Origin of the sequence: Paenarthrobacter sp. OM7 (assembly GCF_029873575.1) — a bacterium.
Taxonomy (GTDB): Bacteria; Actinomycetota; Actinomycetes; order Actinomycetales; family Micrococcaceae; genus Arthrobacter.
Map to the genome: position 1 here is coordinate 1,403,614 of NZ_CP123579.1, position 14,420 is coordinate 1,418,033.

Sequence of the window (14,420 nt, forward strand, 5' to 3'; positions counted from 1 at the left end):
CTCTGGACTACGCTAGTAGCGACGAGGACGTTGAGAATTTCCCTCCTCATTCCTGTAATTTGCCCATAAGGAGCACATCCATGGCGCTTATCGATGCCATCCACGCACGCGAGATCCTTGATTCCCGCGGAAACCCGACCGTAGAAGTTGAGGTCCTGCTCTCCGACGGCCAGATCGGCCGTGCAGCAGTTCCCTCCGGTGCTTCCACCGGCGAGCACGAGGCCGTTGAGCTTCGCGACGGTGACAAAGGCCGTTACCTCGGCAAGGGTGTCCAGAAGGCCGTTGACGCCGTCATCGACGAGATCTCCCCGGCCCTGATTGGTTTCGACGCCACTGACCAGCGCAGCATCGACCAGGCCATGATCGACCTGGACGGCACGCCCAACAAGGGCAAGCTCGGCGCCAACGCCATCCTGGGTGTTTCCCTGGCCGTCGCCAACGCTGCAGCAGCTTCGGCTGACCTGCCGCTGTACAAGTACCTGGGCGGCCCGAACGCCCACGTCCTGCCGGTTCCGCTGATGAACATCCTCAACGGTGGCTCGCACGCGGACTCCGACGTGGACATCCAGGAATTCATGATCGCCCCGATCGGTGCCGAGACCTTCTCCGAGGGCCTGCGCTGGGGTGTTGAGGTCTACCACAACCTCAAGGCTGTCCTCCAGGAAAAGGGCCTCTCCACGGGCCTCGGCGACGAGGGTGGCTTCGCCCCCAACCTGCCGTCCAACCGCGCTGCACTGGATCTGATCCAGGAAGCCATCAAGAACGCCGGCTACACCCCGGGCACGGACATCGCCCTGGCACTGGACGTTGCATCCTCCGAGTTCTTCAAGGACGGTGCCTACCAGTTCGAAGGCAAGGCACTTTCCGCTACCGAGATGAGCGCGTACTACGCTGAGCTCGTTGCCGACTACCCGCTGGTTTCCATCGAGGACCCGCTGGACGAGAACGACTGGGAAGGCTGGAAGACCCTCACCGATACCATCGGTGACAAGGTCCAGCTGGTGGGCGACGACCTCTTCGTCACCAACCCGGTCCGCCTGCAGCAGGGCATCGATTCTGCAACGGCCAACTCCCTCCTGGTCAAGGTCAACCAGATCGGTTCCCTGACCGAGACGCTGGACGCCGTTTCCCTGGCCCAGCGCTCCGGCTACACCACCATCACCTCGCACCGCTCCGGCGAAACCGAGGACACCACCATTGCTGACATCGCCGTTGCCACCAACGCGGGCCAGATCAAGACCGGTGCCCCGGCCCGCTCCGAGCGCGTCGCAAAGTACAACCAGCTGCTGCGCATCGAAGAAGAACTCGACGACGCCGCACGTTACGCCGGCCGCAGCGCGTTCCCGCGTTTCAAGGGCTAGCCTTCAGCGAAAACACGTAACCGGTGGCTATGGTGGAAAGACCATGGCCGCCGGTTCTGTTTAACGCGGGCCAGGTCAACAACAGCAAGCGCAGCAACCCGCCAGGCAAGCACCGGGCATTACAGGAGTGTCATGGCCACCCGTCGTCCAAAGGTACCCAGGGCCGACGCACTGGGCCCCTCCAGTGCAGGCCGTTCCTCCGGCGCGGGCCGTCCCGCCAGCGAAACCCGGGCCACCGGCGCCAGTCCGCGAACTGCCGCCAAGAGCACTGAGGGTGCAGGGACAAAAGGTTCCGGTTCCAGTAGCGGCGATGTCATCAAAGCCGAGTTTGGCGGACCGCGGATAACTGCCAAAACCCCGACGCCGGCAGGCGGCACCAAAGCACCCGCCGGCAAGAAGCCATCCGTGGGCCAACAAAAGCCCACGGACAAGGCATCCGGCAAGCCGGGCACCAAGGCCACATCTGACCATGATCTGGATCCAGTGCCGGCCAAGGCGTTTTCCGGCAGGATGCTGGCGCTGGCAGTGGTCATGATTGCGATCACCATTATGCTGGCCCCCACGGTGAAGATTTTCCTGGAAAAGCGCGCCGAAATTTCGGCGCTGGAAGCCGAAATTGCAGGACGGAAAGCAGAGCAGGCCGAGCTCAACAAGCAGCTTTCCCGGTGGCAGGACCCCAACTACGTGAAACAACAGGCCCGCGACCGCATTAACATGGTTATGCCGGGTGAAACAGGTTACTGGGTGTTTGGGGGAGAAGAAGCCGCCGGCACGCCGGGTGGCCGCACCGGCTCCGGATCGTCTGCAAACCCGGAAAATCTGCCCTGGGTGGATGCCCTCTGGGAGTCAATCAGACGATCGGCAACTGACTAGACGCGGTGCCCACCGCCGTCGTGTCCGCAGTGGACACGGCAACAAGGGCAGGAAGGGTGGCAGCGCAAGTGGAAGAGAACACGGCAGCCGAGCCGCAGGAATCCCGCCAGCCATCAGCACATGATCTTGAGGTCCTCAGCCGCCAGCTCGGCAGGCCGGTACGGGATGTCGTTGAGATCCCTGCGCGGTGCGTCTGCGGCAATCCACTGGTGGCCGCTACCGCACCGCGGCTCAGCAACGGAACACCGTTCCCCACCACGTTCTACCTGACCCACCCCGTCATTACCTCCGCGGTGTCGCGGTTGGAAGCGGGCGGCCTCATGAACGAGATGAATCATCGCCTCACGGCCGACCAGGACCTGGCGGGCGCCTACCGCAGCGCCCACGAGGCCTACCTCCAGGCCCGCGATGACATCGCCGGCCGCTCCGGAACCGGCGCTGTCCCCGAAATCGACGGCATCTCCGCCGGTGGCATGCCCACCAGGGTGAAGTGCCTCCACGTCCTGGTTGGGCATTCCCTGGCTGCTGGGCCGGGAGTCAACCCGCTGGGAGACGAAGCACTGGGCGCCATCACGGAGTGGTGGACCAAGGACCGTTGTTACTGCGATGGTGCGTGGGACACTGCCGGTGAGGCACCGTCCCGGGACCTGAGCCGGCACGGACCGCAGGGGCTGCCGGACATCGTGGGGCGTCCAGCGCCGGTTCGTACCCCGAAGACGGACACTCCGGGCCACCAGGAAGGCACTGCATGAGCCGCGTTGCAGCGATCGACTGTGGAACCAACTCCATCCGCCTCCTCATCGCGGATGCTTCAGCAGACGGCGCGCCGGGCCCGCTGGCCGACGTCGTGCGTGAGATGCGCGTGGTTCGGCTCGGCCAGGGTGTGGATGCCACCGGCGAGCTTGCACCCGAGGCCTTGGAACGCACGTTTGAAGCAACACGTGACTACGCCGAACTGATCAAGGCGCACGGCGCCGGGCACGTCCGTTTCGCCGCTACGTCCGCCACCCGTGACGCCCGCAACCGGCAGGTTTTCGTGGACGGCATCCGGGATCTCCTGGGTGTGGAGCCCGAGGTCATTTCCGGGGACGAGGAAGCGGCGCTTTCCTTCGCCGGCGCCAGCAGTGTCCTGCCGGCCACGGGGGAGGACCCCATCCTGGTGGTGGACCTCGGTGGCGGCAGCACTGAGTTCGTCCTGGGCGACTCCACTGGCGTCATCGCGGCACGCTCCGTGGACATCGGGTGCGTGCGGCTCACCGAACGTCACCTTCGCAGCGATCCGCCCACCGCTGCGCAAATCGCGGCAGCAGAGGCCGACGTCGATGCCGCACTTGATCTTGCTGCGCAGACGGTACCGCTTGACCGCGCCACGGCCGTAGTGGGCGTTGCCGGTTCCATCACCACCATCACCGCCCACGCGTTGGGCCTGGACGAATACCAGCCGGACCGGATCCATGGTGCGTCACTGGATCTCGAAACCATCACCGACGCGTGCACCAACCTGCTGGAAATGACGCGGGACGAGCGCGCAGCGCTTCCGTACATGCATCCGGGCCGCGTGGACGTCATCGGCGCCGGCGCCTTGGTGTGGCGCCGGATCCTTGCCCGCCTGGCCAGTGTCAGCAGTGGCAGGATTGCTGCGGCCGTCTCCAGCGAGCACGACATCCTGGACGGCATCGCCCTCAGCATCCGGGACGCGGCATGACGTTGCGTTTTCACCGGACCCTCTCCGCTGCCCTTGCCACGGTCTTGGCAGGCGGGGCGTTGGCCGGTGCGCTGTTGACGGCCCCTGCCGCCACCGCAGACGCGTGGCGCGACAAAGAGTTCTGGCTCAAGGATTCGGGTGTCACCAACGCCTGGCAGGTTTCCAAGGGTGCCGGAGTGAAGGTTGCGATCATCGACAGCGGCATTGATGGCAACCACCCGGACCTCAAAGGCGTGGTGGTGGGCGGGACGGACGTCTCGGGCGCGGGAGCACCCAACGGGCAAAAGAGTATTGGTGCCAAGACCGAGCACGGAACCTTGGTTGCCACGATGCTCGCCGGGCGCGGCCACACCACACCCACGGCCTCGCCTTCACCAACGGGGTCCGCGCCGCCTCCAGTACCACCCACGGTCCCTCCTGCAGGGGGACCGGATGGGATCATCGGTGTCGCTCCTGAAGCGCAAATCCTGGCCGTCTCCACCTGGCTCGGATCACCCAACCCGGGTGGCAAAACGGACCAGGAGCAGATTCCGGACGCCGTGCGCTGGGCCGTGGACAACGGCGCCAAGGTCATCAACATCTCCTTGGGCAGTACCTCGCCGGACTGGCCGCAGAGTTGGGACGCGGCCTTCCTTTATGCAGAGCAGAAGGATGTGGTGATCGTCGCGGCCGCCGGGAACCGCGTGGGCGGCAACGTCCAGGTCGGAGCCCCGGCAACCATTCCCGGTGTCCTGACTGTCGCCGGACTCGACGGTGAGGGGCGCGCCAGCGTCGACTCCTCATCCCAGGGCATCAGCATCGGCGTCGCCGCACCGGCCGAGAAGCTGGTAGGCGGCATCCCCGGCGGTGGATACGCCGATTGGGCGGGAACGTCCGGTGCTGCCCCGATCGTTTCCGGTGTGGCTGCCCTGATCCGTTCCAAATGGCCGGAGATGAGTGCCAATCAGGTCATCAACAGAATTGTGAGCACGGCCAAGGACGCGGGAGCTCCGGGCAAGGACCCCCTCTACGGTTACGGCATCCTTAACGCCGAGGCGGCACTGAAGGATGAGGTGGCTGCCACCAGCAGCAACCCGTTGGGTTCCATCGCTGACTGGATCCGGGTCCACCGCCGGGGAGATTTCAGCGAGCCGTCGCAGGCTCCCGTGGCGAGCCCCACCAGCGCAGCACCCACGCTCGCCGATCCGACCGTTCCGGCCGCGAAGACGCCGGCGACCGTCGACGACGCCCTGCCGGCCGCCGTCGTGCTTGGATTTGGAGCCTTGTTCCTTGCCCTGGTGACGGGGGCCGCGATCCAATTGAGGAGGGTCGCCAAAAACGCTCCAGCGGTGGCCGAGGAGGCCGAAACGGGCGCGCTTCTGAAAGTGGATCCACCCGCCCGGACGTAGTTAGTGAAGATTTTCACAAAGTACTGTACTCTGGACTCATGGCAACCACCCCAGAGCTCATTGACCGTCCCCGGGTTCTCGTCGTCGGCGGCGGCTACGTCGGCCTGTACGTAGCCCTCAAACTGCAGAAGAAGATTGCGAACGCGGGCGGCATCGTCACCGTCGTTGATCCACTGCCGTACATGACCTACCAGCCCTTCCTCCCGGAAGTAGCAGGTGGCAACATCGAGGCACGCCACGCCGTCGTCTCCCACCGTCAGCACCTGAAGCAGACTGAGCTCATCCAGGGCCGCGTCACCAGCATCGACCACGCCAACCGGACCGCGGTCATCGCCCCGTCCGATGGCGGCGACAACTTCGAAATCCCGTACTTCGATGTCGTCATCGCAGCAGGCGCCATTACCCGGACCTTCCCCATCAAGGGCCTCGCGGACAAGGGCATTGGCCTGAAGACCATCGAGGAAGCCGTTGCACTGCGCAACAAGGTCCTGGAGCGCATTGAAGCCGCATCCACCATGACCGACCCCGCAGAGCGCGCCAAGGCACTGACCTTCGTAGTGGTGGGTGGCGGCTTCGCCGGCATCGAGTGCCTCACCGAAATGGAAGACCTCGCCCGCGCCGCAGTGCGCAACAACCCGCGCATCCGCCAGGAAGAAATCCGTTTCATCCTTGTCGAAGCCATGGGCCGCATCATGCCCGAGGTCACTGCCTCGCAGGCCGAGTGGGTTGTGGAGCACCTCCGCAGCCGTGGCATCGAAGTACTCCTCAACACTTCCCTTGACAGCGCCGAGGGCAACCTCAAGCTGATCAACCTCCCGGACAAGACCCCGGCCCAGGAAGTTGAAGCAGACACCTTGGTATGGGCTGCCGGCGTGCAGGCCAACCCGATGATCCGCTCCACCGACTTCCCGCTGGAACCCCGTGGCCGTGTCCGCGTCCTCCCGGACCTGCGCATCGCAGGCGACGAGGGCATCGTGGAGAACGCCTGGGCCGCCGGCGACATCGCCGCTGTTCCGGACCTCACGGGCAAGGGCCTGCCGGACGGCACTTGCGTCCCCAACGCCCAGCACGCTCTTCGCCAGGCCAAGAAGCTCGCCAAGAACCTGTGGGCTTCCCGCTGGGACAAGCCGCTGCACGACTACAAGCACAAGAACCTTGGCGCTGTGGCCGGCTTCGGCGAGTGGAAGGGTGTTGCCAATATCAACCTGCTCGGCCGCATCGGTCTCAAGGGCGGCCTCGCCTGGCTGGCACACCGTGGTTACCACGGCATGGCCATGCCCACGGTTGAGCGCAAGTTCCGTGTGATCTTCGGCTGGATCCTGGCCTTCTTCGCCGGCCGCGATACCACGCAGCTGATGGACCTCGACAACCCGCGCGGTGCCTTCGTGGCCGCTGCAACGCCCGCTCCCAAGCCCGCTGCCGCTCCGGCACCTGTAGAGGCCAAGCCTGCGGCTGAGGAAGCCAAGACTCCGGTCACTGCCGCCGCCAAGTAGTCAACGCACGGCGCAGTCAACGCACGACGGCGGCCGCTCCCTTTCGGGGAGTGGCCGCCGTCGGCGTTTAAGCAGGTGTGCCCACGGCGGTGGCGGGTTGCTGCGCCCCTAGACTGTTGCCATGTCCGGTGAAACCGATCTGAAGACACTCCTGCAATCCCTCCACCCCGTAGCCCGCGATGGCGACTACGTCTACGCCCTGTGGCCACATGGCAGGCCGCTGGAGGGCGGGATCGAGGCGGCTGTGCGCGAGGCCGAGGGCCTTACGGTTGTCCTCCGCCGGGACGAGGCTGATGCGCTGGGTCTGAGCTACGACTTCGTGGCCTCGTGGATCACGCTCCAGGTCCACTCGGCACTCGAAGCGGTGGGCCTCACGGCCGCCGTGAGCGCCGCCCTGACCCACGCGGGAATCAGCTGCAACGTCCTGGCGGGTTTCCACCACGACCACCTCCTGGTGCCTTCGGCCGACGCGGGCCGGGCCATGGATGTGCTCCGGCTTTTGGGAAAAGGTCTCGTGCTCCGAAGTGAGCGTCCCGAGGACCGCGCCGAGATTCTGGAACTGACTGCCCAGGCCTTCTCCGTCTCGCCGGTAACCGGTGAACCCGTGGACGGCGTGCCGATTGAAGCAGGGCTGCTGCGCAAGCTATTTGAGTGCCCTGAGTACCTTCCGGAGTTCAGTATCGTCGCCGAGATGGGTGGGGAGATTGTGGGGCATGCCATCAGCACGAGGGGCTGGATCGGAGACTTGGAACTGCTGGGGCTGGGTCCGATCGGCGTGCTTCCCGCCTTTCAGAAGCGCGGGGTAGGTTCAGCCTTGATGCGGGAGACGACGGCCCGTGCCACAGCCGCAGGGGAGCCCGGCATTGCCTTGCTCGGCAGCCCCCTGTACTACATGCGTTTCGGTTACGTGCCGGCAGCCTCTGTGGGTGTGCAACCGCCGGAGGCGATGTGGGGCGATCACTTCCAGTTGTTGACGCTTCCCGCATGGCCCGACGACGTCCGCGGCACCTTCCGCTACGCCGGGCCATTCAGCGGGCTGTAGCTGGGATACCATGGTGCGGGCGCCCCAGTAGCCCAATTGGCAGAGGCAGCGGACTTAAAATCCGCGTGTTGTGGGTTCGAGTCCCACCTGGGGCACACACAGAAATACCCCCGAAACCCTTGCGAACAAAGGGATTCGGGGGTATTTCCGTTTCAACCGAGCGGCGCCATCACCGTGCTGGTGGTTGCCATTTTGGTTGCCATTAGTTGCTAGATGCCTGAAACCATAGGTCCGTAATACCGTCCGGCCAATGGATTTCCCACACCTCGCCTCCGTCAGCCTCAACGCGCCCGGCAATGGTGCCGAACTCGCCTTCCCCTCGCACGACGGCTTGCGTGCACCCGTCCGGCCCGCATCCCAACACAGGCCGAATCTGATCAACCATCAATAAAACCCCCTCGGTTTGAACCTTCAACGTAAATGACAGGGCAGACAAAAAAGACCCCGGCTGGAAACAAATCCAACCGGGGCCTTAACCTCTGCTCAGTGCAGGATAGGTCCACTTCCGTAACACTTACAAATCGGGAGTTCGCTACCGCGAGAGGTCCCGCCATTCAAGCTTGTAATCAGGGTGGTCGCTGTAGACGGCAGCCATGGCGGCCATGAGCATTCGGCCCGTCGACGAGTCAGGCTTGCTCCACCCGGCGACGATTCCGCGCTTGACTATGCACTCTCTGATGACACGGTCAGGATCGAACCGAGCGATGTGCTCCGCATGAAACGCTGCATCCGTCGTCGCTACAGGATGCACGCCGGCGCCAAGCACCACTTGCGAGCTGGAACGCCATGGCCCGCCACTGCCTGCAATGGCGGCCTTTGCCGCCTCGGCACCAAGCTCGTCCTCCGCTATCCGGGCAAGCAGGAAGTCCGTTATCTCTGTCATGGGGGCTATGCCTTTCGTCGTGCGCGGAAGTCTGCCATGGAGACGACGCCGCTGTTCTCGGGTTCAGGTTCAGCTGGTGCCGCCCAGAGAGCCGCACCCATCTTCTTGGCTGCCTCGACGCGCATGACGTCGAGGACGTGCTGGTAACGCTTGAGCATGGAAGCTACGGACCAGCCCATGATGTCCATGACCACACGGCCATCCACGCCCATCAGGAGGAGCAGGGTGGCGGCAGTGTGCCTGGCGTCGTGCACACGGACAGCCGGCACGTCCGAGGCAGCCAGGAACTTCTTCCACGACTGCCAATCCTTGGACGACTGGATGGCGTTGCCGTCGCGCTGGCAGAAGACCAGGTCAAGCGTCTCGCCGCTGGCGGCCGTGAATCCTCGCCACCGCGTGCCTTCCTCGGTTCGGGCGCGGAGCTGCTCCGCGCGATGCTGCAGGAGTGCCGGCACCAGCTGCTCGGGCAGCGGCACGGTTCGCTTACCGGCATCCGACTTCGGCACGCTGACGAACCGTCCTCCGGAGTGTCGGTCCTTGCAGTGATCGGCCCGACGTCCACAGGGCTTCTTGGCTCTGGGGTCCGCTTCGGACTCAGGGCAGCCGTGCTTCCATGGCAGTGAGTACAGCTCACGGTGAACGTGGAGCTGTCCGCCTTCGAGGTCGATCTTGTCCCAGGCGAGGCCGAGTGCTTCGCCCTGGCGCAGGCCGAGAGCAAGGGCGATGAGCCATCGCGCGCCGCCAGGGGTGTTCTCTGCCGCGACTCGCAGCTTGCGCGCGTCATCGGGGGAGAGGATCTCCGGCTCGAAGGCTGCTTGTTGTGGAGCGTCCATGCGCTGGGCCGGGTTGGTGGCCACTCGTCCGCGGCGGACAGCCACAGTGAGCGCGCGGGAAAGTATGCGGTGCAGCTGCGCGACGGTGGACTCAGAGCGGCCGGCATCGCGCATCGGCTTGTAGAGCTGCTCGAGGTGCTCAGGAGTCAGCTTGTCCAGGCGCGTCTTGGCAACTTGGGAAGTATCCACCCAGTTGCGCACGTAGGAGCGGTAACCAACGAGGGTTCGCGGGCGCACTTTGGTAGGGGCGATGTTCTCAAGCCAGTGGTGCATCCATTCGCCCAGTGTGGGCGGACGTCCGTTGATGAGGATCCCGTTGTCGCGATCCGCGATGACTGCGCGGAGGTTCCGGGAGCATTCCTTGCTGGTTGCACCGTAAACGACGATGCGCTGCAACTTGCCGTTCGAATCTCGGCCGTTACGGAGGTATGCCTTCCAGCGTCCATCAGGGAGTAGCCGCGGGGCAGTCCCCTCGCCGTTTGGCCGGCGGGCCTCCTTGTCCATGGGTTAGTCCCGGCCCTGCTCTGCTTGCAAGCGATCAATCGCTGCATTGAACAGGACACGGTAGTCCTGCTCACCTAAGGCGGCGCAGATCTTCTCAATGTCCGTGATGGTGAAGGCGGCCTCATCGCGGAGGCGAGTGGCGATGTAGTTCTGGGACATCCCGGTCAATTTGGACAGCTGGTTACCGCTTACGCGGGCCCGCCCCATGGCTGCGCGCACCTCAGCGGCCACAGCAATGGCAAGGGGACCAGATTTATCTTCTTTTCCTAGCGGCATATTCATAGACACTAACCCATCTCCCACTCAAAAGGCTCTCTAGACGCCCGTTTTAACCCATATGGCGTCGTTAACTAGCTCATCATACACACATAAACGTATATAAGGGCGATTAAGCTTAAACACGCTCACTTAACCCTGTGAGTTGTCATCTGTACTTATATGGGTTAGGTTTCCAGCATGGTTCATACCTGTTTACCCCCTTGGAAGTACTCACACGAAGGAAGCGCACTACTTGGAAACCACGGAAGCAGTACCCAATAAGCCACCCGCCACCGCAGCCGAGAAGGCTGCAACTGAAATCCGGGGACTGATGGGCGCCAAGCAGCTCAGCATCCCTGACCTCGCGAAACAGCTGAAAGTCTCCCGTGACACCGCAGTACGGCGGCTGAACGGGGATGGCTACATGACCATCAACGAGCTTGAAGAAATCGCCAAATGGCTGAAGGTGCCCGTCATGCGGATCATCGCACCTGACCCAGGCACTGGCTACGGCGAATAAAAAAGTCCCCCGCCTAGCAGCAACTAGGCGAGGGACTCTGTTGAAAACCAACCTCACCAAGGAGCATACCTTGTCTACCTCCACAGAAACACTCCCGTCCTCGGCTCTGCCGTTGCACACCGTGGCCGACGCGGCCAAGCAGCTCGGCGTATCGCTCAATTTCCTGTACGAGCGGATCCGCGGCAACGAGATTCCCACGGTAAACCTGGGCACCGACAGTCAGAAGAAGTTGCGCATCGCGACGACAGCCTCCGCGCCTGGGTTGAGGCCCGTACTACTCGGATAGCCGCATGAGCGCGGGGGCGCAGGCCGAAGCTGCACCAAGGACGGGGCGGCGTGCTGACACCAGCCGCACCTCGTACATGGAGCACTGGGCCGAGCGCTACCACCGCAGACAGGAAGCCGTCGAACGGGCACGGCTCCGCAAGGGCAAAGCCAAGTACCGGGCACACCGCGAACCGCTCGCAGGGAAACCGGCCAAGGCATGAGCAGTATCGACGCCTTCTGGGAAGTCCCCGGCTTCTGGGCCATGGCCGGAGTACTCATTCTCTTCGCGGCCGTAGCCACCCTCCTCGTCGTGACCGGGCCAACCGAGGCCCCTTACGACGACAACGACGACCAGTTCTAGACCTCAGACAAGGAACAACATGACCACCGAAGAATCGACCACCAATGGACTCCCTGCCGGCAGCCTCGAAGAGCAAGTCACCTGGGTAGCTTCGCTCATCGCGCAGCATGAAGCCGACGTCGTAGCCCTCGCCGCCGAGGCCAAGAAGCACGTGGCCGAGATTGACAGCCTCAAGGCCACGGTCCGCCAGCTGCTCCCCGTGGGGAAGCACAAGTTCGGCAACATCACCGTGAGTATCACCAACCCGAACCGATCGTTCGACGCGGACGCGTTCATGAAGTCCTACCCAGTGGAAGTGAATCCTGCACTGTACAAGGCAGTGATTGACAGTGCAGCGCTTCCGCCGAAGCTCAAGGACCAGTTCATGGTTGAGGGCACTGGCGACCCGAAGGTTGCCATCAAGTGAGCGCCGCCGAGAAAACGCTGACCTGCGACTCCTGCCCCGAGGAATCGCCTGACGTCCAGGCAGCAATGAAGCACGTCACGGCCAACACGGACCACAAGATGTCCGCCGTCATCGACGAGGAAGGGTCAACCATCACCGTCAGCATCAACGACGGCGACGAGAACGCCGGCGACCTGTGGGGCTTCGGCGGAGACGACCAGTGACCCTGGTCAACGCGGAGGGAGTGCGGCACAAGCACTCCTACTACCTCGACGCGGACCACGAGTTTGGGGCACGGGCCAAGAGCATCGCGGACCAGGCCTTCGACATCATGATCGAGGAGATGGTCAACCAGCCGCGCTCCCTCCAGAAGCGCATCGGACCCTCAGAAATGGGGATCGACTGCACCAGGGCAATCCTGCACAAGCTGGCACGCACACCGGAACCTCCCCGCGGGCCCGCATGGAAGCCGCAGGTTGGCACCGCCCTCCACGACCAGCAGGAACGCTGGTTCAAGAAGGCAGCATCCGCCGGCGCTTCCGAAGAGAACCGCTGGCTGTGCGAGGAATCCGTAGTCGTCGGTCAGATCAGCGGCGAGGACCACACAGGATCCACGGACCTCTTCGACACCTGGGGCCACGCCGTAGGGGACTGGAAGTTCGTCGGTCCAAGCCGACTCAAGCACTACCGCTCCAAGGGTCCAAGTAACCAGTACCGCACCCAAGCCCACCTGTACGGGCGGGGCTGGGACATCGAGGGTTTCAAGGTCGATCTGGTGATGATCTTCTTCATCCCCAGGGACGGCGAACTCTCCGACTCCTACGTCTGGTCCGAGCCCTACAACGAGACCATCGCCCTCAACGCGCTGGCCCGAATGAACCAGCTCGACGGCCTACAGAAAGCCATCGGACTGGAACAGGCACTCAGCCTCTACCCGCCCTGTGACGACCGGTTCTGCAACTGGTGCGCCCCACAAAACAGAGTGACCCAGCTTCAGCAAACCAACCCATTCGCACGACGCTAACCAAGTAACAGGAGAACCAAGCAAATGAACGGCAACGGACTCGACGCTTTCAAGAAGCGCGGCAACAGCAAGTTCAAGAAATTCGAGCAGCCCGGCGACACCGTAGCAGGGGTCATCACCGAAATCAGTGACCAGAAGCAGGCCACCAAGTTCAACCCCAACCCCCAGGCGAAGAGGGAACTCGACTTCTGGCCGTCCGGCGATCCGGTCATGGAAGTCTGGATCACCTTCCAGACCCAGGAACGGGACCCGCAGGACCCGGAGGACACCGGCCTTCGCACCGACATCGTCACGGTCAACCAGAAAGCCGGCGGAAAGCTCGCCGCCATCATGGACGCCTGCGAAGCTGTTGGCGCCCCAACGCCTCTGCCCGGCGGCTTCCTCGCGGTGACGTTCACTGGCTTCGACCCCCAGTCACAGAACCCGCAGAACCCCCGCAAGCTGTACGCCGCCCAGTACCAGCCGCCGGCACCCGGCGGAGGAGCGTTCCAACAGCCGCAGACCCAGCCGGCACAGCAGGCGCCGGTACAGCAGTACAACGAGTTCAACCCGCCTCCGCAGCAGGCAGCTCCAGTGCAGCAGTTCCAGCAGCCGCCAGTGCAGCAGGCTCCGGCATGGACTCAGCCACAGGCAGCGCCAGCTCAGGCAGTCCCGCCGGCCCAGCAGGCTTACCAGCCTCCTGTCCAGGTGAACACCAACACCGGGGAAATCGCACCGCAGCAGCAGGCAGCTCCGGTCCAGCAGTTCCAGCAGCCGCAGGCCCAGCAGGCTCCGGTGCAGCAGCAGGCCCCCGCTCAGCAAGGCGGGGGAGTGGACGCCGTGCAGATCCAGGCGCTCATTGCCCAGGGCATGGATGACAACACCATCAACGCCACCACCGGAGCGCCTCACGCGGCCATCGCAGCTATCCGCTCCATCAGCTAAGCACCAACCACCCGCGGTGCCCGGTCAAGCAGTCGGCCGGGCACCGCAACCAACCTCAACCCAAAGGAAAAAGAATGCCTACACGAGAAGAACTCCCTGAGTTCGCCCGTAACCATCAGCTGGGGAAGCTCGCGGTCCGTACCGAACCTGTCTACAACAAGGACGGCGACCTGACTGATGAAGAGCTGAAACACCTTGCTTCCGAGGGTGACTACGACGCTGACACTGAGTTCGTCGACGAACCTGATGACGCGGAAGTTGTACTCTCGCTCACCGGCCAGAAGATCGGGGACACAGTCCCGTTGCACCGGCCGGTCTTTGATGTTGACTTCCCCGTCTCAGCGATTCCTTCATCTACCCCGGGACACTTCCATCTTTACCTCGACAAGGAACTGACCTGGTTGCAATATCGTCGCCTGCTCGAAGCGCTGAACTTCGCAGGGATTATCGAGGGCGGCTATCTCCAAGCCTCTGTTGCTCGCGGGTTCACGTCCGTCCGGATGCCCTCAGTCAAGAAGGCAGCACCCGTTCCCGTCGACCTGTGAGCGGGCCGCACAAGAACTTCCCACTTACACAGCGGGAGTTTCACGAGCAGGCGG

At 63.7% G+C, this 14,420-nt stretch carries 19 protein-coding genes and 1 tRNA gene; 17 read left to right on the top strand and 3 right to left on the bottom strand.

Translation table 11 applies throughout. The features are described from left to right. Positions 1-80: 80 nt before the first annotated feature. The 8 genes from eno to QEH68_RS06535 all read left to right on the top strand — a co-directional run bounded on the left by eno (position 81) and on the right by QEH68_RS06535 (position 7,957). Entirely contained in the window at positions 81-1,361 is a 1,281-nt protein-coding gene (gene eno / locus QEH68_RS06500; RefSeq protein ID WP_207596776.1) for a phosphopyruvate hydratase, read from the top strand. A 132-nt stretch (positions 1,362-1,493) separates the two neighbouring features. Then, positions 1,494-2,234 carry a septum formation initiator family protein gene (locus tag QEH68_RS06505; protein ID WP_207596777.1) on the top strand — a complete coding sequence of 247 codons (741 nt, stop codon included), beginning with the start codon at positions 1,494-1,496 and terminating at the stop codon, positions 2,232-2,234. A gap of 68 nt (positions 2,235-2,302) precedes the next feature. Next, complete coding sequence (locus tag QEH68_RS06510) at positions 2,303-2,986, top strand: DUF501 domain-containing protein (RefSeq protein ID WP_280627439.1); 684 nt, start codon at positions 2,303-2,305, stop codon at positions 2,984-2,986. Further along, positions 2,983-3,939, top strand: coding sequence for a Ppx/GppA phosphatase family protein (locus QEH68_RS06515; protein WP_280627440.1), 957 nt, complete (start codon positions 2,983-2,985; stop codon positions 3,937-3,939). The genes QEH68_RS06510 and QEH68_RS06515 overlap by 4 nt, the downstream gene beginning before the upstream one ends. Next, the gene (locus QEH68_RS06520) at positions 3,936-5,327 is read left to right on the top strand and encodes a S8 family serine peptidase (RefSeq protein ID WP_280627441.1); all 1,392 of its coding nucleotides are present in this window, start codon (positions 3,936-3,938) and stop codon (positions 5,325-5,327) included. Before QEH68_RS06515 ends, QEH68_RS06520 begins: the two co-directional genes overlap by 4 nt. A gap of 38 nt (positions 5,328-5,365) precedes the next feature. After that, positions 5,366-6,820: an FAD-dependent oxidoreductase gene (locus QEH68_RS06525; RefSeq protein WP_207596780.1), complete on the top strand. Its 1,455-nt coding sequence runs from the start codon at positions 5,366-5,368 to the stop codon at positions 6,818-6,820. A 121-nt stretch (positions 6,821-6,941) separates the two neighbouring features. After that, positions 6,942-7,862 (top strand): N-acetyltransferase, encoded by a 921-nt coding sequence (locus QEH68_RS06530; protein WP_280627442.1) that lies wholly within the window; start codon positions 6,942-6,944, stop codon positions 7,860-7,862. A 21-nt stretch (positions 7,863-7,883) separates the two neighbouring features. Next, positions 7,884-7,957 (top strand) — tRNA-Leu (locus QEH68_RS06535). A gap of 437 nt (positions 7,958-8,394) precedes the next feature. On the opposite strand, the gene QEH68_RS06540 is transcribed toward QEH68_RS06535, so the two are convergent. The 3 genes from QEH68_RS06540 to QEH68_RS22525 are packed head-to-tail and all read right to left on the bottom strand — an operon-like array spanning position 8,395 to position 10,364. Next, positions 8,395-8,745: a DUF6221 family protein gene (locus QEH68_RS06540; protein ID WP_280627443.1), complete on the bottom strand. Its 351-nt coding sequence runs from the start codon at positions 8,743-8,745 to the stop codon at positions 8,395-8,397. Between the two features lie 5 nt (positions 8,746-8,750). Then, a complete protein-coding gene (locus tag QEH68_RS06545; protein WP_280627444.1) occupies positions 8,751-10,082 on the bottom strand; it encodes a site-specific integrase in 1,332 nt (443 codons plus the stop codon). Between the two features lie 3 nt (positions 10,083-10,085). Beyond that, positions 10,086-10,364 carry a helix-turn-helix transcriptional regulator gene (locus tag QEH68_RS22525; protein ID WP_348537384.1) on the bottom strand — a complete coding sequence of 93 codons (279 nt, stop codon included), beginning with the start codon at positions 10,362-10,364 and terminating at the stop codon, positions 10,086-10,088. A 229-nt stretch (positions 10,365-10,593) separates the two neighbouring features. Here QEH68_RS22525 and QEH68_RS06555 point away from each other — a divergent pair, with 229 nt between their 5' ends. From QEH68_RS06555 to QEH68_RS06595, 9 genes are all read left to right on the top strand, one after another. Then, positions 10,594-10,860, top strand: a complete 267-nt coding sequence (locus QEH68_RS06555) for a helix-turn-helix transcriptional regulator (RefSeq protein WP_280627446.1) — start codon at positions 10,594-10,596, stop codon at positions 10,858-10,860. Between the two features lie 70 nt (positions 10,861-10,930). Continuing rightward, positions 10,931-11,146: a helix-turn-helix domain-containing protein gene (locus QEH68_RS06560; protein WP_280627447.1), complete on the top strand. Its 216-nt coding sequence runs from the start codon at positions 10,931-10,933 to the stop codon at positions 11,144-11,146. 4 nt (positions 11,147-11,150) lie between these two features. Beyond that, on the top strand, positions 11,151-11,348 hold the full coding sequence (locus tag QEH68_RS06565; protein WP_280627448.1) for a hypothetical protein: 198 nt from the start codon (positions 11,151-11,153) through the stop codon (positions 11,346-11,348). After that, positions 11,345-11,488, top strand: a complete 144-nt coding sequence (locus tag QEH68_RS06570; RefSeq protein WP_280627449.1) for a hypothetical protein — start codon at positions 11,345-11,347, stop codon at positions 11,486-11,488. The genes QEH68_RS06565 and QEH68_RS06570 overlap by 4 nt, the downstream gene beginning before the upstream one ends. Positions 11,489-11,507: 19 nt before the next feature. Then, a complete protein-coding gene (locus QEH68_RS06575) occupies positions 11,508-11,894 on the top strand; it encodes a hypothetical protein (RefSeq protein WP_280627450.1) in 387 nt (128 codons plus the stop codon). Further along, the gene (locus QEH68_RS06580) at positions 11,891-12,097 is read left to right on the top strand and encodes a hypothetical protein (RefSeq protein ID WP_280627451.1); all 207 of its coding nucleotides are present in this window, start codon (positions 11,891-11,893) and stop codon (positions 12,095-12,097) included. Before QEH68_RS06575 ends, QEH68_RS06580 begins: the two co-directional genes overlap by 4 nt. Then, the gene (locus QEH68_RS06585; RefSeq protein ID WP_280627452.1) at positions 12,094-12,897 is read left to right on the top strand and encodes a hypothetical protein; all 804 of its coding nucleotides are present in this window, start codon (positions 12,094-12,096) and stop codon (positions 12,895-12,897) included. The genes QEH68_RS06580 and QEH68_RS06585 overlap by 4 nt, the downstream gene beginning before the upstream one ends. A 24-nt stretch (positions 12,898-12,921) precedes the next feature. Then, positions 12,922-13,821 carry a hypothetical protein gene (locus tag QEH68_RS06590; protein WP_280627453.1) on the top strand — a complete coding sequence of 300 codons (900 nt, stop codon included), beginning with the start codon at positions 12,922-12,924 and terminating at the stop codon, positions 13,819-13,821. 74 nt (positions 13,822-13,895) lie between these two features. Further along, positions 13,896-14,366, top strand: coding sequence for a hypothetical protein (locus QEH68_RS06595; protein WP_280627454.1), 471 nt, complete (start codon positions 13,896-13,898; stop codon positions 14,364-14,366). Positions 14,367-14,420: the final 54 nt, after the last annotated feature.